Genomic DNA, 20,757 nt, shown 5'->3' with positions numbered 1-20,757 from the left:
AACAGGCTTATCTCCCCCAAGAGTCCACATCGACGGGGAGGTTTGGCACCTCGATGTCGGCTCATCGCATCCTGGGGCTGAAGTAGGTCCCAAGGGTTGGGCTGTTCGCCCATTAAAGCGGTACGCGAGCTGGGTTCAGAACGTCGTGAGACAGTTCGGTCCCTATCTGTCGCGGGCGCAGGAAATTTGAGAGGAGCTGTCCTTAGTACGAGAGGACCGGGATGGACGTACCGCTGGTGTACCAGTTGTTCCGCCAGGAGCACCGCTGGGTAGCCAAGTACGGACGGGATAAGCGCTGAAAGCATCTAAGCGTGAAGCCCCCCTCAAGATGAGATTTCCCAATTTAGTAAGACCCCTTGAAGACGACGAGGTTGATAGGTTCGGGGTGGAAGCACGGCAACGTGTGCAGCTGACGAATACTAATCGGTCGAGGGCTTATCCTAAAGTGTTTCCGAGAGGAAACACACATCGTAAGCATATGCTTATGACAGCTAAAGTTCAGCAAACTTTCGTATCCAGTTTTCAATGTGCAAACATTGACGTTTGGTGATGACGGCGAAGGGGAACCACGCGTTCCCATACCGAACACGACCGTTAAGCCCTTCAGCGCCGATGGTACTTGGACCGCAGGGTCCTGGGAGAGTAGGACGTCGCCAAGCACAGAAGACCTACCGTATTCATTTACGGTAGGTCTTTTTGTGCGTGGAGACGTTCCTCTCCCTACTGGGAGAGTGTCCGAACCTTTCATCGAAGTAACTCGACGAGGCATGACCCGGCATTTAGAGGTAGGTTCAGACGCCGACTGGGGATGCAATCGCTCCGGAGCAAACTCAAACCCAGTGCGGAATGGACTTTGCCAAGCACGAGTAGCCCAAGCCCAGTGAGGATTGGACTTTGTCAAGCACGAATGACCTGTCACAGATTACTGTGGCAGGTTTGTTGTTGTGGACGAACCTAAGTAACCTGATGATGAATGTTGCGCGCTATATACAGTAGAAGGCGGATGACGAGTAAATCCTGCGAATCTGCAGTAATTAATGCTCGGAAAGTTAGTGTAGAGTCAAATTGATGCGAATGTGCAGGATTATAGGCGATGTGTGGACGTGTAAGGTGGGACGGTGCTTGAAATGATGTATAATCGCAGCAATTCCTCGTTTGAGCAAACAAATATAAGAAGTTGATGTACTTTTGCAGCATTATTCGCAGTCTGCAAAGGTTGCCCGCCGCTATGTACAGTAGAAGGTACAGGAGGATTAAATCCTGCGAATCTGCAGTAATTAATGCTCGGAAAGTTAGTGTAGAGTCAAATTGATGCGAATGTGCAGGATTATAGGCGATGTGTGGACGTGTAAGGTGGGACGGTGCTTAAAATGATGTATAATCGCAGCAATTCCTCGTTTGAGCAAGCTAATATAAGAAATTGATGCACTTTCGCAGCATTATTCGCAGGCTGCAAAGGTTACCCGCCGCTATGTACAGTAGAAGGTACAGGAGGAGTAAATCCTGCAAATCCTGCAGTAATTAATGCTCGGAAAGTTAGTGTAGGGTCAAATTGATGCGAATGTGCAGGATTATAGCCGATGTGTGGTCATGTAAGGTGGAACTGTGCTTGAAATGATGTATAATCGCAGCATTTCCTCATTTGAGCAAGCTAATATAAGAAATTGATGCACTTTCGCAGCATTATTCGCATGCTACACCGCAGGGGTGCCACTAGCGGGCGGTCAGTCGCACGCTACACCGTATGGACAGCATGATTCTCATACGACCACCGCTGGGAGGGTAACCCGTGGTAAACCAGCGGTCTACTGGAGGTTCTCGAACACTAGCGATGATAGAAATATGCTTCTTTGGTTTGCAGACGGAGGATGCCGTCTTTGCGCTGCTTGCGGAATGCGATGGAAAGCATAAGACGAGGCATGAGCACCCATATATGCCAGCTGATTAAGCTAATCATTAAAGATGGCCCGAGCCAGGGATAAAATACCGCAATGATACACAATCCGAGCCAAAATAAATGGCGATGCACGCGGCGGAAGACCGCCAGGGAGATGTCGTTGGCAGGCTTAAAGCCGATCCATGGAGGATTGACGCGCCATACCCATTGACGTTCCGCTGCTTCAGTTACAGAAATAAAGGTTATGACAATAATAACGAGATGGAGCAGCTGTACAGCGGCAAATCCGATCAGCCAGGCGAATAAGCCGTCCATCCCGTAGATAAGCATTTGAAATCCCAAAAAGATAGCGGCAATAATAAGATGGCTCATGATAAGCTCGGACTTGACGACGACCTTCTGGACCAATTTGTATTGATAGATCGTCGCATTCCTCTGATCGGATAATTTCTGCTTCATAAACGACGTCCTTCCTCTTCCGGGCATAGTTCCACTATTTATATCGGCAAGGGAATTCTGAAATTGAATGTATGATCACCATTCGCCTATTCCTTGCATATAATGATATATAAATATTTGAAATGGGTTATGAAACAAGTATATTTCGCTAGAATACGTGGCATAATAGTAGGAATAGATGTTAACAAGCAAGGAAAGCGGGGATGATCATGGACAACATCAGATCTCACCAACACCTACACCAATGCACGATTTGCGGCAATGATAAGGCTGAAGGAGAAGGTATACGAATCGTATTAGGCTTTATCTGCAGTGACTGCGAGTCAGAGATGGTTCGCACGGACGTTAGAGACGCCAAATATCCTTTTTTTATTCATCAGATGAAGCAGCTATTTGTAGAAAAAAACGCGTAAGCAGCCCTGGAGACAGAGGCTGTTTTTTTTGCAATTCTAATTTATAGGTTTTACAGCTTAACTGAGCTTAGAATTCTCGGAATGAAACGCGCTGCGCCGCCAAGGACGGCGACAGCCGTTTCAACTTGGCATTTAAAGTTTACGTCAGCTTCACAGCTTCGTTACAATAGACGAAGCACAGTATTCGAAGGAAGGATGTGTCGAGTTGGCACAGAATCAGCAGCAACAACAGCAACAGCAATGGCGTACTCCGCTTTATGACGCTTTAGCTCAGCACGCCAGGAGTAATCCTGTCAGCTTTCATGTTCCAGGCCATCATCAGGGCGAGGCTCTGCAATACGGATTAGAAAAGGCGGGACAGCACAAGAGCGGCATAGAGGATTGTTTTGCCCCTTTGCTGGCACTGGATGTGACCGAGCTATCCTCCACGGATGATCTCCATCACCCGGAGGCTTCCATCCAGGAAGCGCAGCGGCTGGCAGCGGCTTGCTTTGGCTCGGAGGACACTTATTTCCTCGTTGGCGGGAGCACCTCTGGCAATTTGGCGCTTATTCTGACCGTATGCCAGCCAGGGGACACCATCATCGTGCAGCGCAATGTACATAAGTCCATTATCAATGGGCTGAGGCTGGCGGGAGCCAAGGCGGTATTCCTTTACCCTGAATACGAGCCCCACACCCAATTGGCGACCATTCCGAGCATACAGCAGGTGGAGGAAGCGCTGATGATGGTTCCCGAAGCCAAGGCGGTATTCCTATCGACGCCCAACTATTATGGCATGAGTGTGAGGCTGGACGACTATATTGCGCGATGCCGCAGCGCTGGAATTCCGCTTCTCGTAGACGAGGCGCATGGCGCGCATTACGGCTTTCATCCGCAGCTTCCGACTTCAGCGATTCAGGCTGGAGCGGATGCTGTTGTCCAGTCCACGCATAAAACCTTGCCGGCTATGACCATGGGAGCTATGCTGCATGTACAAGGGCAGCGAATAGACCGTGAGAGGCTGAGAGAAACGCTTGCCATGCTGCAGAGCTCCAGTCCATCCTTTCCCATCCTCGCGTCGCTGGATATTGCCCGGGCTATAGTTCAATCCGCGGGTGAGGCTTTATACCAGGAGTCGATCGAAGCGGTGCAACAATTCCGGAGGTGGCTACAGGGCAGCTCGTTGAGGTGGACGATGCCGGGGCAGGGGGCCAGCGACGAGTGCGCTCATTCTGCTATCGCGTATGATCCGCTACGAATCCTGTTAACGGATGGAACGGGAGCACTGTCAGGCTATGAGCTTCAGCAGGAGCTGGAGCGGCATGGCTGTTATGCGGAGCTGGCAGACCCACAATATGTGCTGCTTGTTGTGGGGCCCCATGCGGGAAGAGAAGCACTGCCAAGACTGAAGGAGGCGCTTGTTCACATCCATAGCAGCGTCGCCCCTTCTACTGGCGTTGCCGCTACGAATCCTGCGCAGGCTGTTAAGGCAGATGCAGCGATAAGCAGAAGCGAGCTGGTCTCGTTTACACGTTCAACACGAGCGAGCAAGCAGAGGGTGAAGCTGCTGGGAGCGTTGAATCAACTCAGCGGAGAGATGGTCGTACCGTACCCCCCTGGTATTCCAGTATTGTATACGGGTGAGCGGATTTCGAGTGAACATATCGCGCATATTGAGCGGTTGGCGCGTTCCGGCGCAAGGTTTCAAGGGGCGAAGGACGAAGCTATGGAGACTATTGCTATTATAATAGAAGAGAAATGTTGAGCACGGTCGAAAACCGTCATTATTTCGTTGTAGTAGGAGGTCCCCTTTGCTACAATAAATGTACAAGTTCTGTTTATAGTTAGGGGAACGAATCGTTTGAATCAAGGAATATTCATTACCATAGAAGGCGGCGAAGGCGCCGGTAAGAGCTCACTCATTGGGCAGCTGGCGAATACACTGCAGAAGCTGGGCAAAGCTGTTACCGTTACGAGAGAGCCTGGCGGCATTCCTATCGCGGAGCAGATACGGGGCGTTATTCTGGATACTGCCAATACTGCGATGGATGCTAGGACGGAGGCGCTGCTGTATGCGGCAGCAAGAAGACAGCATCTGGTCGAGAAGGTGTTGCCAGCCCTTCAGGGGGGCCATATCGTGTTATGCGATCGGTTCGTCGACAGCAGCTTGGCTTACCAAGGCCACGCTAGAGGGCTTGGAATGGAGGAGGTCTGGAGGATCAACGAATTCGCCATTGCGGGCGTGATGCCCCATCTGACCCTCTATATGGATGTATCGCCGGAGACAGGGCTGGGTCGTATCGCGATGAACGAGGTGCGTGAGGTGAACCGTCTTGATCTGGAGCGCCATTCGTTCCATGAGCGGGTAAGGGCCGGATATCAGCTATTGCTTCAGCAATTTCCGGAGCGGATGGTTCAGATTGACGCTGAGCAAAGCCCAGAGCGGGTGCTGCAATCGGCGATGGACGTCATTCAGCGCAGATTTGCAGGATTATAGGGCAATCACGTCAAACTATACAAAACATCCATAATCGATTGCCTATCTCATACTATCCAAGGGGGAATGGAGATGAAATTAGTTATCGCGGTTATTCAAGACAAGGACAGCAACAGATTATCGAACGCACTGGTGCGCGAGGGCTTCCGGGCAACAAAGCTCGCCAGTACAGGAGGCTTCCTAAGAGCAGGCAATACGACGTTCATGATCGGGATTGAGGACGAACGGGTACACGAGGTTCTCCAGGTAATAAGCTCCAACTGCAAGGTTCGCGATCAACTGGTAACCCCTGTCTCGCCGATGGGCGGCTCCACGGATTCTTATATTCCATTCCCTGTGGAGGTTCAGATTGGCGGAGCCGCGGTATTCGTCGTCCCAGTGGAACGGTTCGAACACTTCTGAATGGGTGTGACAGCATGAGAGTAGATCAAAGCTGGCGGTTAGCCCAGCAGAATCGTTCCAACACAGATCCTTCAGCCAAGCCGCTGCAGGCTTCCAGCTTCGCCGATGTTATGGTGCAGCAGGATGCTCAGCGCAGCCAGGAGCAATTGCAGTCCAAGCTGCAGGATATACACCGCCAAGGCGACCGATTGTCCAAAAATATGACGGTCAGAGAGCTTATGCTGTACCGTCAGATGGTGAAGTCCTTCCTTGAGGATACCATAAGGCGAGGCATCGGCCTGAAGGAAGTGCGCGGCTTCGATCGCCGCGGCCGGATTAAGCGCTACAAGCTGCTCGATGAGCTCGACGCCACGCTGGTCTCCATGGGCGAGGATCTGCTGAACAGCGAGGAAGGAAGAATTGAGCTGCTCAACAAAATTGGCGAAATACGCGGCATATTGATTAACCTGATGTTTTAAACGTGAATCAAGCTGGGAAAGGTAAGGAAGAGAGTATGGGCCTTGAACGGGCGGACGGACAATGGAAGGCGCAGCGAATTCTGAAGCATGCCCTTCAGACCAACAAAATATCGCATGCTTATCTATTCAGCGGCCCGTCCGGTACGGGCCGTCTCGATATGGCCCGGCAGTTCGCCAAAGCGTTGTTCTGTACGGCTGACGGCTGGGACGCTTGCGACGAATGCCTGGCATGCAGGAAGTTCGAGCACGGCAATCAAAGCGATCTGATCACGATCGCACCGGATGGCAGCAGCATCAAGATCGACCAGATTCGCGAGCTGCAGCGCTCCATGGCCTATCGCAGCACGCAATCGGGAAGAGTGGTGTATATCGTTGAAGCAGCGGAGAAGCTGACGCTGCAGGCTGCCAATAGCCTGCTAAAGTTTCTGGAGGAGCCGGTATCCCCCATTGTCGCTATTCTGATTACGGATAACGGACAAGCAGTGCTGCCAACGATTCGCTCCCGAACGCAATGGGTGCCGTTTCTCCCCATGTCGCCCGAGGCGATGCTGGAGAGGCTCACAGCGGAGGGAATCTCCCCTCTTCTGGCAAGGGCTGCCGTCCATTTGTCAGCTGGGCTGGATGGCGCGAGGGAATTAGTCCAGCAGAATGGGTTTGCAGAAATCAGAAACCTAGTGATACAATTAGGCAAGGAGAGTATGTCCCGATTCACCGCGGCGATGATCACTGCCCAGCAACAGCTGTTTAAGACGGATTTGGCAAGTCAGATCGATCTGCTGCTTGCCATGCTAACCCTATGGTTCAAGGATTTGACGCAGTTCCAAGCCGGAAGGCAGGACAAGCTTATATTTATAGATCAAGTAGAATGGATAAGAAGTCACGCTTATGATCGATCCTTTGCAGGATGGGTGTCCTGCATGGAGCATATTCTGGAGGCGGGGAAGCGGATACGCAGCAATGTATCCCCGCAGCTAGCTTTTGAGCAATTATTGGTAAACCTACAGGAGGGCTAATTCTTGTATAATGTCATCGGTGTCCGCTTTAAGAAAGCGGGCAAGATCTATTACTTTGATCCGGTCGATCACCCTGTCGAGAAGGACCAGCATGTTATTGTTGAGACCGCTCGCGGGATCGAATACGGTAAAGTGGTGGTGGGACAGAAGCAAGTCGGTGAATCGGATGTTGTTCTCCCTCTGAAGAAAGTGATCCGGATCGCCAGTGATTCGGATGCCCAGGTAGTCGAAGAGAACCGCTCAGCGGCCAAGAACGCTTTTACAACCTGCCTGGAGAAGATTAAGAGCCATCAGCTTCGGATGAAGCTGGTTGATGTCGAATTTACGTTCGACCGCAACAAGATCATTTTTTACTTCACCGCTGAAGGGCGTGTGGATTTCCGTGAATTGGTCAAGGATCTGGCCAGCGTGTTCCGCACTCGAATTGAGCTTCGACAGATCGGGGTGCGCGATGAAGCCAAGATGCTCGGCGGCATAGGGCCTTGTGGACGCGTATTGTGCTGCTCCTCCTGGCTAGGCGATTTCGAGCCTGTGTCGATCAAGATGGCCAAGGATCAGAATCTGTCACTGAACCCTACGAAGATCTCGGGCTTGTGCGGAAGATTGATGTGCTGTCTCAAATACGAGCATGACAATTACGAGAGCGTGCGGGAAGAGCTGCCGGCCATTGGCAAGATTGTCATCACCTCCTACGGTGAAGGCAAGGTGACAGGCATTAACGCGGGAACCAAGAGCGTATATGTGCAGCTGTTTGACATCCCAGGCAAGCCAAAGGAATTACCGCTGGATGATGTCGTTGTGAAATAGGCAATACCGTTTCATCAAATAGGTGAGGTAACGCTCACGCTTGAAGTTCTGGGGTGGGAACTTGGAGAAGAGGGATATTTTCGATCAAATGGATGACTTGGATAACCGGGTAGGCCAAATTCATGCCGAGCTAAGCGCCCTCAAGCAGAAGGTGAAGGAATTGCTGGAGGAGAACAACAGGCTCAGCATGGAGAATCATCAGCTGCGCCAAGTATTCAAGCGGGAGACAACCGCGGAACGCGAGGCTGTCATATCGGCGGCGCGGCATACGCAGAAGAAACCAAAATCCGATACGTCCCGTCAGGAACGGATGGAGGATAACGGCGTGGCGGTTGGCGAAGGGCATGATAACTTATCCCGGATCTATCATGAAGGCTTCCATATCTGCAATGTGTACTACGGTCACTTGCGGACGGAGGGCGACTGCTTGTTCTGTCTGTCCTTCCTCAACAAATAAGCGAGTTTCGTATCGACAGGCCGTCCTTACTATAAGGGCGGCTCATTTTTTTTGAAAATAGACCGATGTACGTTATGATGGAAGAAATAAAGGAGAGACGAGCCGTGACCGAACAACCATTCATTGCGCTTGGCGCAGGGGAACGCATTGACGATTTGCAGACCGAGACGGGACTGCGCATTATTCAGAGCAGAGAGGTATTCAGCTTCTCTCTGGATGCGGTGCTGCTCTCCCGATTCGCGAATATACCGAGAAGTGGGGGAAGGATCGCGGATCTATGCTCTGGCAATGGAGTGATTCCGATTCTGCTGTCGGGAAGAACCAAAGCAACCATCGACGCGATCGAGCTTCAGCCTAGATTAGCGGATATGGCAAGACGAAGTGTGGCGATGAATGGCTTGCAGGAGCAGATACACGTGCTGCAGCAGGACCTCCGCACGTATCCGCAAATAGCGGGGAATGGCGTGTATGACGCCATTACCGTGAACCCTCCGTATATGCCGGTGACAGCGGGCGATCATAACGAGAATGAGCATTATGCTATCGCCAGGCATGAGCTTCATTGCACACTGGATGATTTGGGCTCTGCCTGCTGTAAGCTGCTTCGTCCGGGCGGGAAGCTGTCTATGGTTCATCGGCCAGCCAGACTGCTGGATATCGTAGAGACGCTGCGGCGTTGGAAGCTGGAGCCGAAGCGTATACAATTCGTCCATCCGCATGCGCAAGCTGAAGCGAACATGGTATTAATAGAAGCAACTCGTGATGGCAAGCCGGATATTCGTCTGCTGCCGCCCATTATGGTCTATAACGAAGAAGGAGTCCAGATCGTATGAGGAGACAACAAAGCTACAAGGGCGCAAGCGGCAATGGGGATGAGAGCGGAACCCTCTATCTGGTCGGCACTCCTATCGGTAATTTGGAGGATATGACGATGCGCGCCATTCGTATCTTGAAGGAAGTGGATCTGATCGCGGCCGAGGATACGAGACAGAGCCGCAAGCTGCTGACCCACTTCGACATTCACACCCGGATCGTCAGCTACCATGAGCATAACAAAGCCGCAAGCGGACCGGAGCTCATCCGCTTGCTGCTGGAGGGCAAGTCTATAGCGCTCGTCAGCGACGCGGGCCTGCCGGCCATCTCCGATCCAGGAGCCGATCTGGTCGCCGAGGCTGTAGAGCAGCAGATCGCCGTCGTGCCGATCCCAGGCGCCAACGCGGCATTGTCTGCGCTCATCATGTCGGGGCTGCCCACGCATCGCTTCCTCTTCGCTGGATTTCCGCCGCGGGAGAAGAAGGCGCTGGCACAATGGCTCAAGGAGCTGGCTGGACAGCAGGCGACGGTTCTGATGTATGAGTCGCCGCATCGTCTGACGAAGACGCTGGCCGCTATGCTCGAGGCTCTCGGCGATCGGCGAATGGCCGTTGTTAGGGAATTAACGAAGAAGCATGAAGAGGCTGTACGCGGTACGGTATCGGAGTGTATCACCTGGTTCGAGGAGCATTCGCCTCTGGGCGAAATATGCCTTATCGTGGATGGCGCCAGCGAAGCGGACATTAGCGAGCAGCATGCAGGCAGCGCCTGGTGGACGGAGCTTGGCCTGGCAGAGCATGTCGCTCATTATGAAGCGACCATGGATCGGAAGGAAGCAATTAAGCAGACAGCATTGGATCGGGGGCTTCCGAAGCGGGACGTATACAATGAAGTGAACCGGTAGCTATATCTTGAGCTGCTCGAAAATATACTTTCTAAAAAAAAAGGGCCTTCCTGGCCGGGTTCTAGCGCAGGAAGGCAAAAAGGAGTATAAAAAGGTTAGAATTAACAAAGTGATATGGTATAAATTGATTATAACCGATTTTGTTTATTTTGTCACAGGAGAAGGCATTTCTGATAAACAAATATGGCAAACAATTTTTCCCTTAAAGTAGGAAACGTTCTCCGCGTTGCCGCAGAAGATACATGCTGGCTCATATTTCTTCAGCATAATGCGCTCGCCATCCACATAAATTTCAAGCGCATCCTTCTCGCCAATGCCCAGTGTACGACGCAATTCAATCGGAATGACAACGCGGCCCAGCTCGTCAACCTTACGTACAATACCAGTGGATTTCATCATATCTATCAGTCCTCTCAAGGTTTTACATTCGTCATCGTTCGACAATGTTTGTGAATTCTATGACTCTATGATACCAACTCTTCCCAAAACAGTCAACTACAAATCGCTGCCAAATTGCAGTAATAACAAGACTTCTTCGGGATATAGTAAAAATATTGCTCTGTAATAGAATACATCAGCTTCGACAATTTGGAAACTATTCTACGACACGATTCGACATTATTCGTATGAGTTGTGTCGAAATTTTGAACAAAAGGAGATGATAACATGAAAGGCAAATTAACGGAGGAGAAAGTATTCAAGGATCCTGTGCATCATTACATCTATGTACAGGACCAGACGATCTGGGATCTCATTAATACGAAGGAGTTCCAGCGGCTTCGCCGGATCCGCCAGCTGGGTACGACCTACCTCACCTTCCATGGAGCGGAGCACAGCCGGTTCTCGCATTCGCTGGGCGTCTACGAGATCACACGCCGTGTCATATCGTTGTTCGAGCGCAACGAATATCCGGATTGGCCGCGGGAGGAGCGGCTCGTCTCCTTGTGCGCCGCTCTGTTGCATGATGTGGGCCACGGTCCCTTCTCGCATTCGCTGGAGGACATATTCGATACCGATCATGAGGAGTGGACCTGCGCTATACTGCTCGGCGATACGGATATTAACGCTGTGCTTCGCCAGGTGGGCGAGGACTTCCCTGCCAAGGTCGCTGCGGTTATTCAGAAGACGTATCCGAAGCCGATTGTCGTCAGCCTGATCTCCAGCCAGATGGACGCGGATCGGATGGATTATTTGCTGCGGGACGCCTATTATACAGGGGTCAATTACGGCACATTCGATCTGGAGCGCATTCTGCGCGTCCTTCGGCCTTATCGCGGCAAGATCGTGGTCAAGGAAAGCGGCATGCATGCCGTGGAGGATTATCTGATGTCGCGGTATCAGATGTATTGGCAAATTTATTTTCATCCTGTTACAAGAAGCTCGGAGATTATATTGAGACAAATATTCCGCAGAGCGCAGGAGCTCCACGGTCAGGGCTACACCTTCAAGTGGATGGCGAAGCCGCTGGAGAAGCTGCTGGCTAACCAGCTCAGCCTGCAGGATTATGTGAAGCTGGACGAATCGCTTGCTCAGACGGCATTCGCCGAATGGGCGGATGAGCCTGATGAGCTGCTCAGCGACTTGTGTCTGCGGTTCCTAAATAGACAGCTCTACAAATATGTAACCATTGAGAACCCGGATGAAACATGGCTGGCTGAATTGGCGGAGGCGCTGCTCGCTGCGGGGCTCAATCCTGACTATCATATGGAAATCGACTATCCGTTCGACTTGCCGTATGATGTGTATCGACCCGATCAGAATAACGGGGAAAAGCGGGAAAAAGCTCCGATTTTGTTGCTGGACAACGAGGATCGAATCAGTGAAATTTCCGTCAAATCCGACATTGTTCGTTCCATTACGGGGCTTCGCCAGGGCCAGTACCATCTGTATTTTCCAGAAGAGCCGCTCAGGGCGAACAAGTCGCTGCTCTCCGATCGGATGCGCCAGCTGTTCAAGCTGGATTAGAAGACAAGGGGATCCTATCCTATCCTATTCCATTTCATACATGTAAGGAGAACTGACAAACATGAACCTGCCATTCCTATTCGATACGCATACCCATCTCGATTCCTACAAATTCGACGAGGACCGGGAGGCGGTGATTGAACGAGCAAGAGCTGCCGGCGTCCAGCTTATGGTTAATATCGGCTTCGACCGGGAGACGATTCCCACAACAATGGCGCTTGCGGAAAAATATGATTTCATATACGCGGCGGTTGGCTGGCATCCCGTGGAGAGCATCCATATGAAGCCGGAGGATTTGGGCTGGATTGAGGCATTATGCAATCATGAGAAGGTGGTAGCCATCGGCGAGATCGGCCTGGATTATCATTGGGACACCTCGCCGAAGGAGGTCCAGCAGCGTGTGTTCCGGGAGCAAATCCAGCTTGCGCGGAAGGTGGGGAAGCCGATCGTCATTCATAACCGCGACGCGCATGAGGATATCGTCCGCATTCTGCAGGAGGAGAACGCGGCCGAGGTTGGCGGTGTGATGCACTGCTTCTCGGGGAGCTGGGAGACGGCCAAGCTATGCCTCGATATGAATTTCTATATTTCGTTCGGAGGACCCGTCACTTACAAGAATGCGAGGGTGCCCAAAGAGGTGCTGGAGAGAGTGCCGATGGACCGATTATTGATTGAGACGGATTCCCCATATCTGACACCACATCCATTTCGAGGGAAGCGAAATGAGTCTGCTTATGTAGCCTATGTGGCCCAGGCCGCGGCCGAAATTAAGGGCAAAACGATGGAGGAAATCGCTCAAATTACAGCTGAAAACGGTAAAAAATGTTTTGGACTTGAATGAAAACGAGCTAAAACGAGAGAAATAAAGACTAATCAAGCAATAAAACTGATTTTAGTGGCTGATTTCAACCGTTTTTTCAAACAATTCCTGCTTTTTTCATGAAAATCGCATTTTATCGGTTCTTTACAGCAAGGCTCCGATGAAGGTATCATTCAAATCAGAGCTTTTCGTTAAATTCTAGGGAATGATCAGCTTCACCTAGAAATCCAGGCTAGCAATCAGGCTCATGACCTCATATTTCTCTCCTCCCCCTAATCCTATCGTGAACGCTTAAGGCGCCTACCACACGTTCTTCCTTTCGACGAGATCTTCGCCACATGCCAGAATAAACGGGACATCGTCGACATAGGGTTATCAGGAGGGGGTGAGATGCTAAGCTTACTGGAGCGCGTGCTTGCACGCCAATTTTCTAATAGTCGCGTCAGTTGTAACATGCGTAACACTTGGCGGCGGGGCTATGAAGGAGGACCGAAGAAGTGGGCTTACTCCCGATGAAGGACACCCATGGGAAACGATCATCCAGCATGACTTTCGCAATGCGATGGAAGCATGGAAACCTGCGTTTGATTATGTTGAGCGCTACAATCTCAATCGCTATGACTTTCATGTTTTTGGTGTTGTTGTACGGAACGGCTGTCAAGAGCGTCTCCGTAGTAGTGAATGGACAAGAAACCGTTGTGGAAACAAAGCAATGGGTCCTGCAACGCCTACTGGATGAACAAGCTATTACAATTGGACCTCATGACGAGGTATCCATTCCCCTTAATTCACCGATTAAGGACGGGGACCGTATCGTGGTGAATCACGCGATTCCGGTTCATGTAACGGCTGATGGCAAGACATCAACGGTGTACACGACAGAGAAGACGGTACAGGCGGCGATAGAGGAATTGAATCTATCCCTTCGAAGTGAAGATCAAATAAGTCCTCCGCTGGACCGCGCGTTGGAAGCGGAAGACGAAGTAACTATAGTGCGTGTGGACACGAAGGTGTCCGAGCTGGAGAAAGCCGTGCCATTCTCTATCGTGAAGAAGGAAGACCCGACCCTGCTTCAAGGCCAGGAGAAAGTGATTCAGACTGGCCAGGAAGGCGTTGTAGTGGAGCAGGTTCAGGAGATATACGAGGACGGCGTGCTCGTATCCAAGAAGAACGTCAGCGAAGTTGTACAGACAGCGGCTGTGGATCAGGTTGTGGTCGTAGGCACCAAGAAGCCTGAGCCGAAGGTCACTGTGCTGTCGAGCAAAAGCCCGAGCGTCATGACCGTCACCAAGGGCGGCTACACGTTCGGAGCGAAGAAGGTGCTCAAGAACGTGACGCTGACCGCTTATTCGGCTGGCGTAGAGTCGACGGGCAAGACGGAGGACCATCCGCAATATGGCATTACGGCCTCGGGCACTCGCGTCAGTGAGGGAAGAACCATCGCTGTCGATCCGACTGTCATTCCTATTGGCTGGTGGGTCTATATCGAGGGCATCGGCTTCCGCCGAGCCGAGGACAAGGGCAGTGCTATAAAGGGCAATAAGATTGACGTCTACTTCGATAGCAGCAGTCACGCTACGAAATTTGGCAAGAAGACAGGCTATACGGTCTATATTCTGGGACCGAACAAGCCGACGGCCAGCTAATCGGATAGGTACCGGGAGGGCTGCTTCCCGGGGTCGCATAAGACCTCGGGAGGCAGCTCTTATTTTTGCAAGTTCCGGAAAGGTAGGATATGCTGTGGCTATGGGAACATACAGGAAGGACGGAAGTCAGTGATTAAGGAAGTTATCGTGGTGGAGGGCAAATGCGATACGGCAGCGATCAAGCGCGCCGTAGCCGCTGATACGATAGAGACGAACGGCTCTGCGATTGGAGACGATGTGCTGCGACGCATCGCGCTCGCCATGGAGCGCAGAGGCGTCATTATATTCACCGATCCCGATCATGCGGGTGAGCGGATACGCAAGATTGTAGCCCGTCATGTGCCGGGCTGCAAGCATGCGTTCCTGCCCCAGGAGAAGGCATACTACAAAGGCGATATCGGCATTGAGAACGCGAGTCCGGAGGCGATTAAGCAGGCGTTGTCCGAGCTGCGCACAGACACTACGGAGGATGGATCAGGCGAGATTGGCTGGGACGATCTGATCCAAGCGGGCTTGATCGTGCATCCGGAAGCGGCGGACAGGCGCCTCGCCATGGGTAAGCTGCTGGGCATCGGCTATGCGAACGGCAAGCAGTTCTTCAAGCGCTGCACAAGCTTCCGGATCACGAAAGCGGAATTCGAGGAAGCGCTGAGAGAGATGGAGCAGAACAAGGAGGGATACCATAATGGCTAGCATGGATGGACAGGCCCCCGTGGGCGCGCAAGCAAGGCCGGGAGGGACCGGCGATATTGGAACGCCGAAGCGGACGAAGGACATTGTGGCCAAGTACGGCTTCTCCTTCAAGAAGAGCCTGGGGCAAAATTTCCTGATTGACGGCAATATCCTTAGCCGAATTGTCGACGCGGCAGAGCTATCCAGCGACAGCGGAGCGCTGGAGATCGGTCCGGGCATCGGAGCGCTGACGCAGCGGCTGGCTGAGAAGGCGGGCAAGGTTACCGCGATTGAAATCGATCAGCGTCTGATCCCCATTCTAGGCGATCTGATGGCGGACAAGCCGCATGTTGGGATTGTGCATGGCGACGTGCTGAAGCTTGATCTGGCTAAGCTGTTCGAGGAGCGCTTCGAGGGCTGCAGCGGCGTAAGCGTCGTCGCGAATCTGCCCTATTACGTAACCACCCCGATTCTGATGAAGCTGCTGGAGGAGAAGCTTCCGCTGAAGCATATCGTGGTCATGATTCAGAAGGAAGTGGCGGAGCGTATGGCAGCGAAGCCAGGCGGCAAGGAATATGGCAGCCTGAGCGTCGCCGTACAATATTATTGCGAGCCGAAGCTGGTATGCACGGTGCCGCATACCGTCTTCATCCCGCAGCCCAATGTGGACTCCGCCGTCATCAAGCTGTCCGTAAGGGAGAAGCCTGCCGTTGAGGTGGAGGATGAAGCTCATTTCTTCCGGGTGGTGCAGGCGAGCTTCGCGCAGAGACGGAAGACGCTGATGAACAATCTGACCGCATTCGTCGGCAAGGAGCGCAGGGAGGAGCTGACGGCCATGCTGAACCGCATCGGCATCGACCCCAGCCGCAGAGGCGAGACGCTGTCGCTGGAGGAGTTCGCCCTTCTGTCGAAGAGCATGCTGGCGGAGGGCTGGCGAGGATAGCGGCAGAAAGTGGTCACCATTCGGAGTATCCGCCCATAGGATAGACGAAGAGGTGAGTGACCTATGAACCAAGGGGACCTGGTCGTCCGTAAATCATATGGCGGCGACGTGTTGTTCCGTGTCGAAGAAGTACGTACGCATAATGCCGTCCTGAAAGGCACGGACTACCGTCTGCTGGCGGATGCGCCGATTCCTGATCTGTCGGTCGTGAAGGATCCGGAAGCGACGCGCGCGGTGCAGCAAGTGCGCATCAAAGTGAATGAGTCGCTGAAGAGAATGCGCAACGCCAGGGAGCGGCAAGGCATAGCCGCAGAGAATACCATTCGTCTGCCCGAGAAGCAGAATACGAATTACTTCGAGATGCCGGGAAAGGTGCTTCACCTGGACGGCGACAACAATTACTTGAAGAAAAGCATGCAGCTGTATCAGACGATGCAAGTGCCAGCTCACGGGCTTTATTTGCATGAATCCCAGATGGCGGATGTGCTGTATCGGCTCCTGCCGCAGCTCAAGCCGGATATTGTGGTCATTACCGGACATGACGGCGTCTTGAAGAATCGCGCTCCTAACGAGGTGTACAGCCTCAGCAGCTACAAGAACTCCCAGAACTTCGTGAATGCGGTGCGGGTCGCCAGGGAATACGAGAAGAACAGGGATGGTCTTGTCGTGGTCGCCGGAGCGTGCCAATCCCATTTCGAAGCGCTGCTGCAGGCCGGCTCCAACTTCGCAAGCTCCCCTGGCCGCATTCTGATTCACGCGCTTGATCCCGTATACATCGCCATTAAGTCCAGCTACACGTCGATTCGTGAATCCATTGATCTGCATGAGGTGATTCACGGCACCATCAGCGGAATAGACGGCGTCGGAGGCATTGAGACCATGGGCCGATACCGTGTAGGTCTGCCAAAGCCCAAGACGGGTTCAGCGTACGGGGCGGTATCCAGCCAAGCGTACCATGCATAGATGCGCGGGGGATTGGGCAGGCTAACATCGAATTTTAAAATTGGATGAAATGACCGTTGACAAGAGAAATGACCTACTGATATAATATTCTGCTTGTTTGACAAATCCTCTTTTCTTGGTTATAATGGACAAGGAAAGAGGTGGTAGCTGACAATGGCAAAAAATGCGCTGTTGGATATAAAACGCAGCTTGGAAGCTCATGTAGGCTCCAAAATCCGTTTACGGGCGAACGGTGGTCGCCGAAAGACCATTGAACGTACCGGCACGCTGGAAGAAATCTACCCTTCTGTGTTCATTGTCAAGCTGGATGAGGAGCAGCACGCGTTCAAGCGTGTATCCTACAGCTATGCGGACATCCTGACAGAATCCGTGGAAGTGACCGTGTGCAATGATGAGGGTCAAGTACGCATCGCTTTTCAACAATAGACTGACATTCGTTTCGTGAAGCCCGAAGCGGGCTGATGACGCAGAGCAATCTGCGTCTTTTTTCTTGCCGGGAATGGGGCTGCGGCGGGCTGAGCGCAAGGCGTATAATCCGATAAGCGCGACACATACTAGCAGTATGGGGATTGGCATCTTAGACTACGCGCCAAGCGCGTGAACAGGAGGGATTGCTCGTGGGTCGCAGAAGACGCGGCGTAATGTCGGAGGAGCTGAAGTATGAGCTTGCCAAGGATTTAGGGTTCTACAACACCGTGCAGCAGGAAGGCTGGGGCGGGATCAAGGCCAAGGACGCCGGGAACATGGTGAAGCGGGCGATTCAGCTGGCGGAGCAGGCGGCTGCGAGGTCCCATCAGCCATAGCCGCTGGCATTCTCAGATAGGAAGACCATTTCGAGATGAAGCTAAACCTGAAGCTGCTTACGGCAGCTGCCGCGGGTTTAGCTTTTATTGTGTTGCTTTGCTATAATGGGGGATAAGCTTATGAGTGAACGGGAGAACGGTAACGGATGAAAATATATGAGAAAGCCCCAGCCAAAATAAATCTTCTTCTAGACGTGCTGCGGAAGCGCGACGACGGCTATCACGAAGTAGAAATGATCATGACGATGGTGGATCTTGCGGATCGGCTTGAGATGGAGGAGCTGCCGCGGGATACAATCATTATATCAAGCCAGGTGGGCTTTATTCCGCTGGACGAGAAGAACCTGGCCTTCCAGGCCGCGAGGCTGATCAAGGACCGGTATGATGTCCGCAAGGGCGTGTATATTCACCTGGACAAAAATATACCCGTCGCAGCTGGTCTGGCTGGCGGCAGCAGCGACGCCGCGGCGACGCTGAGAGGCCTGAACCGGTTATGGGGCCTCGGCATCTCGGAGGAGGAGCTGTGCTCGCTTGGCGCTGAGCTGGGCTCAGATGTGCCGTTCTGCGTGACAGGCGGCACTGCTATAGCGAGGGGAAGAGGCGAGAAGCTGGAGCCTATCGATCAGCCTCCTCAGTGCTGGGTTGTACTCGCCAAGCCTCCCATCAATGTATCTACGGCTGACGTCTATGGCAAGCTGAGAGCCAATGAGCTGAAGGAGCACCCATCTATCGCCAATATGCGAGACGCGCTGGCGAGAGGCTCGTTCCAGGATATGTGCAGCGGTCTCGGCAATGTGCTGGAGAGCGTCACGCTGGGACTGTATCCCGAAGTGATGCAGCTCAAGGAGAGCATGCTCCGCCTCGGCGCGGATGGCGTGCTGATGTCGGGCAGCGGCCCGACCGTATTCGGCCTTGTATCCAAGGAGGCCAAGCTCCCTCGCATCTATAATGGATTAAGAGGCTACTGCAAAGAGGTATACGTGGTAAGAATGCTTACATAGCTGTGACGTTCCATCTTGATTAAATCCGTATAAAAATGTTATATTGTCAATATAATATTCGGATTTAGTGGGGGGACATCGCAATGAAAAAGTTGAAACGGAGCTCCAGGCTCGTAGAAATGACGCAATACCTATTATCTCGTCCCCACACGTTAATTTCGCTAACAGCATTTGCAGATCGCTATCAATCCGCGAAATCCTCCATCAGCGAGGATTTGGCGATTATAAAAGAAGTGTTCGAGGAAGAAGGCATCGGCGAGCTGCAGACGCTGGCGGGGGCGGCAGGCGGCGTTAAATATATGCCGCAGATGAAAGAAGAGACGGCGCGTGCCATTATGCAGGAGGTCTGCCTGAAGCTGGAGCAGCCCGACCGCGTGCTGCCCGGCGGCTATCTGTATATGACGGATATGCTGGGACAGCCGGAGCTGCTGGCCGACGTAGGCCGGATGTTCGCAACGGCGTTCTCCAATCGACGAATTGACGTCATTATGACGGTAGAAACCAAAGGCATTCCGCTCGCGTACGCGACCGCCGCATGCCTGAACATTCCGGTTGTCATTGTCCGCAGAGACAACAAGGTGACAGAGGGCTCCGCCGTAAGCATCAATTATGTGTCTGGCTCCAATAAGCGGATCCAGACGATGTCGCTTGCGCGCAGAGCGCTTAAGGAAGAGTCCCATGTGCTGATCATCGACGACTTCATGAAGGCTGGCGGCACGATTCAAGGCATGATGGATCTTCTCTATGAATTCAAAGCGACAGTGGCCGGCGTAGGCGTGTTCGTGGAATCAGGAGAGGTCGAGCTGGAGGAGCGGCTGCTGGAGGACTATGTTTCCTTAGCGAAGCTGACGGCCGTAGATTTGAAGACCAAGCAGACAACTATTGTTCCGGGCAACTATTTCAAAGGCTAGAGAGGAAGGATTTCACGATGACAACAAACGCTAAGCTGCAGGTTATCTCCACAACCGATGCGCCAGCTGCTATTGGACCATACTCCCAGGCGATCAAGCTGGGCGGCTTGCTATTCACCTCCGGCCAAATTCCGTTGGACGCTTCCGGCGCTCTGGTGGAGGGCGGCATCGAGGAGCAGACGCATCAGGTGTTCCGCAATTTGAAAGCGGTATTAACGGAAGCGGGCGCCACATTCCAGGATGTAGTGAAAGCCACCGTGTTCCTGAAGGATATGAACCAGTTCGCGACGGTCAACGGGATCTACGCGTCCTACTTCGGAGAGCATAAGCCGGCCCGTTCGGCCGTAGAGGTAGCAAGGCTTCCGAAGGACGTCCTTGTCGAAATAGAGGTCATTGCATCGACTTCTGTCGAATGAAAACGAAAAAAATTCATACTAGAAAAAATATTTTAAATTGAGCATCTTTTTACCAAAAAGACAGCAGGAATTGGCAAAAAAACGTGGAAGTATACACCAAGTCTCAGATAGGCAAAGGTGGTGAACACAAATGCAAATTACTGATGTCAGACTCCGCCGTGTGAATTCGGAAGGACGCATGAAGGCGATCGCATCGATTACCATTGATAACGAATTCGTCGTTCACGACATTCGTGTCATCGACGGCAACAATGGTATGTTCGTTGCAATGCCTAGCAAACGGACTCCGGATGGTGAATTCCGCGATATCGCTCACCCGATTTCTTCCACGACTCGTGAGAAGATTCAGGCTGCCGTATTGGCTGAATACGAGCGCGCGGCCGAAGAGGTAGCAATTGAAGAAGGCGCTTAATTGCAGTCCCGCCAGGAGCTGCGGCTAGATGTTTTGTACAGGAGAAGAGAGCCTTGGCTCTCTTTTCTTTTTTTGTAATATGAGCTATATTCATGTGAGGATT

General features: G+C 52.4%; 24 protein-coding genes and 2 rRNA genes (1 of these 26 cut by a window edge). 24 read left to right on the top strand and 2 right to left on the bottom strand.

The window, feature by feature from the left end; translation table 11 throughout:
* Together AB1S56_RS00585 and rrf are read left to right on the top strand one after the other, a co-directional pair.
* Positions 1 to 443: ribosomal RNA gene (locus tag AB1S56_RS00585) — 23S ribosomal RNA — on the top strand (it extends 2,489 nt beyond the left edge of the window).
* Between the two features lie 99 nt (positions 444 to 542).
* Positions 543 to 659: ribosomal RNA gene (gene rrf / locus AB1S56_RS00580) — 5S ribosomal RNA — on the top strand.
* A 1,166-nt stretch (positions 660 to 1,825) separates the two neighbouring features.
* Here rrf and AB1S56_RS00575 read toward each other — a convergent pair.
* Positions 1,826 to 2,356, bottom strand: coding sequence for a transposase (locus tag AB1S56_RS00575; protein WP_340871479.1), 531 nt, complete (start codon positions 2,354 to 2,356; stop codon positions 1,826 to 1,828).
* Positions 2,357 to 2,565: 209 nt separating this feature from the next.
* Here AB1S56_RS00575 and AB1S56_RS00570 point away from each other — a divergent pair, with 209 nt between their 5' ends.
* The 10 genes from AB1S56_RS00570 (at position 2,566) to rsmI (ending at position 10,102) form a co-directional block, all read left to right on the top strand.
* A complete protein-coding gene (locus tag AB1S56_RS00570) occupies positions 2,566 to 2,769 on the top strand; it encodes a sigma factor G inhibitor Gin (protein WP_340871480.1) in 204 nt (67 codons plus the stop codon).
* A 205-nt stretch (positions 2,770 to 2,974) separates the two neighbouring features.
* A complete protein-coding gene (locus AB1S56_RS00565) occupies positions 2,975 to 4,516 on the top strand; it encodes an aminotransferase class I/II-fold pyridoxal phosphate-dependent enzyme (protein ID WP_340871481.1) in 1,542 nt (513 codons plus the stop codon).
* Positions 4,517 to 4,612: 96 nt separating this feature from the next.
* Positions 4,613 to 5,248, top strand: a complete 636-nt coding sequence (tmk, locus tag AB1S56_RS00560; RefSeq protein ID WP_340871482.1) for a dTMP kinase — start codon at positions 4,613 to 4,615, stop codon at positions 5,246 to 5,248.
* Positions 5,249 to 5,320: 72 nt separating this feature from the next.
* Positions 5,321 to 5,650 carry a cyclic-di-AMP receptor gene (locus AB1S56_RS00555; RefSeq protein ID WP_340871483.1) on the top strand — a complete coding sequence of 110 codons (330 nt, stop codon included), beginning with the start codon at positions 5,321 to 5,323 and terminating at the stop codon, positions 5,648 to 5,650.
* A 14-nt stretch (positions 5,651 to 5,664) separates the two neighbouring features.
* Positions 5,665 to 6,108, top strand: a complete 444-nt coding sequence (locus AB1S56_RS00550) for a YaaR family protein (RefSeq protein WP_340871484.1) — start codon at positions 5,665 to 5,667, stop codon at positions 6,106 to 6,108.
* Between the two features lie 35 nt (positions 6,109 to 6,143).
* Positions 6,144 to 7,121 (top strand): DNA polymerase III subunit delta', encoded by a 978-nt coding sequence (holB, locus tag AB1S56_RS00545; RefSeq protein WP_340871550.1) that lies wholly within the window; start codon positions 6,144 to 6,146, stop codon positions 7,119 to 7,121.
* Between the two features lie 3 nt (positions 7,122 to 7,124).
* Positions 7,125 to 7,928, top strand: a complete 804-nt coding sequence (locus AB1S56_RS00540) for a stage 0 sporulation family protein (protein WP_340871485.1) — start codon at positions 7,125 to 7,127, stop codon at positions 7,926 to 7,928.
* A gap of 61 nt (positions 7,929 to 7,989) precedes the next feature.
* Positions 7,990 to 8,385: a DNA replication initiation control protein YabA gene (locus AB1S56_RS00535; RefSeq protein WP_340871486.1), complete on the top strand. Its 396-nt coding sequence runs from the start codon at positions 7,990 to 7,992 to the stop codon at positions 8,383 to 8,385.
* 104 nt (positions 8,386 to 8,489) lie between these two features.
* Complete coding sequence (locus AB1S56_RS00530; RefSeq protein ID WP_340871487.1) at positions 8,490 to 9,218, top strand: tRNA1(Val) (adenine(37)-N6)-methyltransferase; 729 nt, start codon at positions 8,490 to 8,492, stop codon at positions 9,216 to 9,218.
* Positions 9,215 to 10,102 (top strand): 16S rRNA (cytidine(1402)-2'-O)-methyltransferase, encoded by an 888-nt coding sequence (gene rsmI, locus AB1S56_RS00525; protein ID WP_340871488.1) that lies wholly within the window; start codon positions 9,215 to 9,217, stop codon positions 10,100 to 10,102. The genes AB1S56_RS00530 and rsmI overlap by 4 nt, the downstream gene beginning before the upstream one ends.
* Before the next feature lie 144 nt (positions 10,103 to 10,246).
* On the opposite strand, the gene AB1S56_RS00520 is transcribed toward rsmI, so the two are convergent.
* Positions 10,247 to 10,501 carry an AbrB/MazE/SpoVT family DNA-binding domain-containing protein gene (locus AB1S56_RS00520; protein WP_012772023.1) on the bottom strand — a complete coding sequence of 85 codons (255 nt, stop codon included), beginning with the start codon at positions 10,499 to 10,501 and terminating at the stop codon, positions 10,247 to 10,249.
* Between the two features lie 267 nt (positions 10,502 to 10,768).
* Here AB1S56_RS00520 and AB1S56_RS00515 point away from each other — a divergent pair, with 267 nt between their 5' ends.
* From AB1S56_RS00515 to spoVG, 12 genes are all read left to right on the top strand, one after another.
* On the top strand, positions 10,769 to 12,067 hold the full coding sequence (locus tag AB1S56_RS00515) for an HD domain-containing protein (RefSeq protein ID WP_340871491.1): 1,299 nt from the start codon (positions 10,769 to 10,771) through the stop codon (positions 12,065 to 12,067).
* A gap of 61 nt (positions 12,068 to 12,128) precedes the next feature.
* A complete protein-coding gene (locus AB1S56_RS00510; RefSeq protein ID WP_340871493.1) occupies positions 12,129 to 12,908 on the top strand; it encodes a TatD family hydrolase in 780 nt (259 codons plus the stop codon).
* Between the two features lie 476 nt (positions 12,909 to 13,384).
* Positions 13,385 to 14,533, top strand: coding sequence for a ubiquitin-like domain-containing protein (locus AB1S56_RS00505; protein WP_340871494.1), 1,149 nt, complete (start codon positions 13,385 to 13,387; stop codon positions 14,531 to 14,533).
* Positions 14,534 to 14,662: 129 nt separating this feature from the next.
* Positions 14,663 to 15,226 (top strand): ribonuclease M5, encoded by a 564-nt coding sequence (gene rnmV / locus AB1S56_RS00500; RefSeq protein ID WP_340871495.1) that lies wholly within the window; start codon positions 14,663 to 14,665, stop codon positions 15,224 to 15,226.
* Position 15,227: 1 nt separating this feature from the next.
* On the top strand, positions 15,228 to 16,148 hold the full coding sequence (gene rsmA / locus AB1S56_RS00495) for a 16S rRNA (adenine(1518)-N(6)/adenine(1519)-N(6))-dimethyltransferase RsmA (RefSeq protein ID WP_340871552.1): 921 nt from the start codon (positions 15,228 to 15,230) through the stop codon (positions 16,146 to 16,148).
* A 63-nt stretch (positions 16,149 to 16,211) separates the two neighbouring features.
* Entirely contained in the window at positions 16,212 to 17,111 is a 900-nt protein-coding gene (gene yabG / locus AB1S56_RS00490; RefSeq protein WP_340871497.1) for a sporulation peptidase YabG, read from the top strand.
* A gap of 153 nt (positions 17,112 to 17,264) precedes the next feature.
* Positions 17,265 to 17,537 carry a biofilm formation stimulator Veg gene (gene veg, locus AB1S56_RS00485; protein WP_116050072.1) on the top strand — a complete coding sequence of 91 codons (273 nt, stop codon included), beginning with the start codon at positions 17,265 to 17,267 and terminating at the stop codon, positions 17,535 to 17,537.
* Between the two features lie 191 nt (positions 17,538 to 17,728).
* Positions 17,729 to 17,914: a small, acid-soluble spore protein, alpha/beta type gene (locus AB1S56_RS00480; RefSeq protein WP_340871498.1), complete on the top strand. Its 186-nt coding sequence runs from the start codon at positions 17,729 to 17,731 to the stop codon at positions 17,912 to 17,914.
* A 146-nt stretch (positions 17,915 to 18,060) separates the two neighbouring features.
* The gene (gene ispE, locus AB1S56_RS00475; protein ID WP_340871499.1) at positions 18,061 to 18,915 is read left to right on the top strand and encodes a 4-(cytidine 5'-diphospho)-2-C-methyl-D-erythritol kinase; all 855 of its coding nucleotides are present in this window, start codon (positions 18,061 to 18,063) and stop codon (positions 18,913 to 18,915) included.
* Between the two features lie 83 nt (positions 18,916 to 18,998).
* A complete protein-coding gene (gene purR, locus AB1S56_RS00470; RefSeq protein WP_340871500.1) occupies positions 18,999 to 19,826 on the top strand; it encodes a pur operon repressor in 828 nt (275 codons plus the stop codon).
* Between the two features lie 17 nt (positions 19,827 to 19,843).
* Positions 19,844 to 20,242: a RidA family protein gene (locus AB1S56_RS00465; RefSeq protein ID WP_340871501.1), complete on the top strand. Its 399-nt coding sequence runs from the start codon at positions 19,844 to 19,846 to the stop codon at positions 20,240 to 20,242.
* A 130-nt stretch (positions 20,243 to 20,372) separates the two neighbouring features.
* Positions 20,373 to 20,654 carry a septation regulator SpoVG gene (gene spoVG / locus AB1S56_RS00460; RefSeq protein WP_028609566.1) on the top strand — a complete coding sequence of 94 codons (282 nt, stop codon included), beginning with the start codon at positions 20,373 to 20,375 and terminating at the stop codon, positions 20,652 to 20,654.
* Positions 20,655 to 20,757: the final 103 nt, after the last annotated feature.

Origin of the sequence: Paenibacillus sp. PL2-23 (assembly GCF_040834005.1) — a bacterium.
In the GTDB taxonomy this organism is placed as follows: domain Bacteria; phylum Bacillota; class Bacilli; order Paenibacillales; family Paenibacillaceae; genus Pristimantibacillus.
This window is presented reverse-complemented; position numbering and strand designations above follow the sequence as displayed.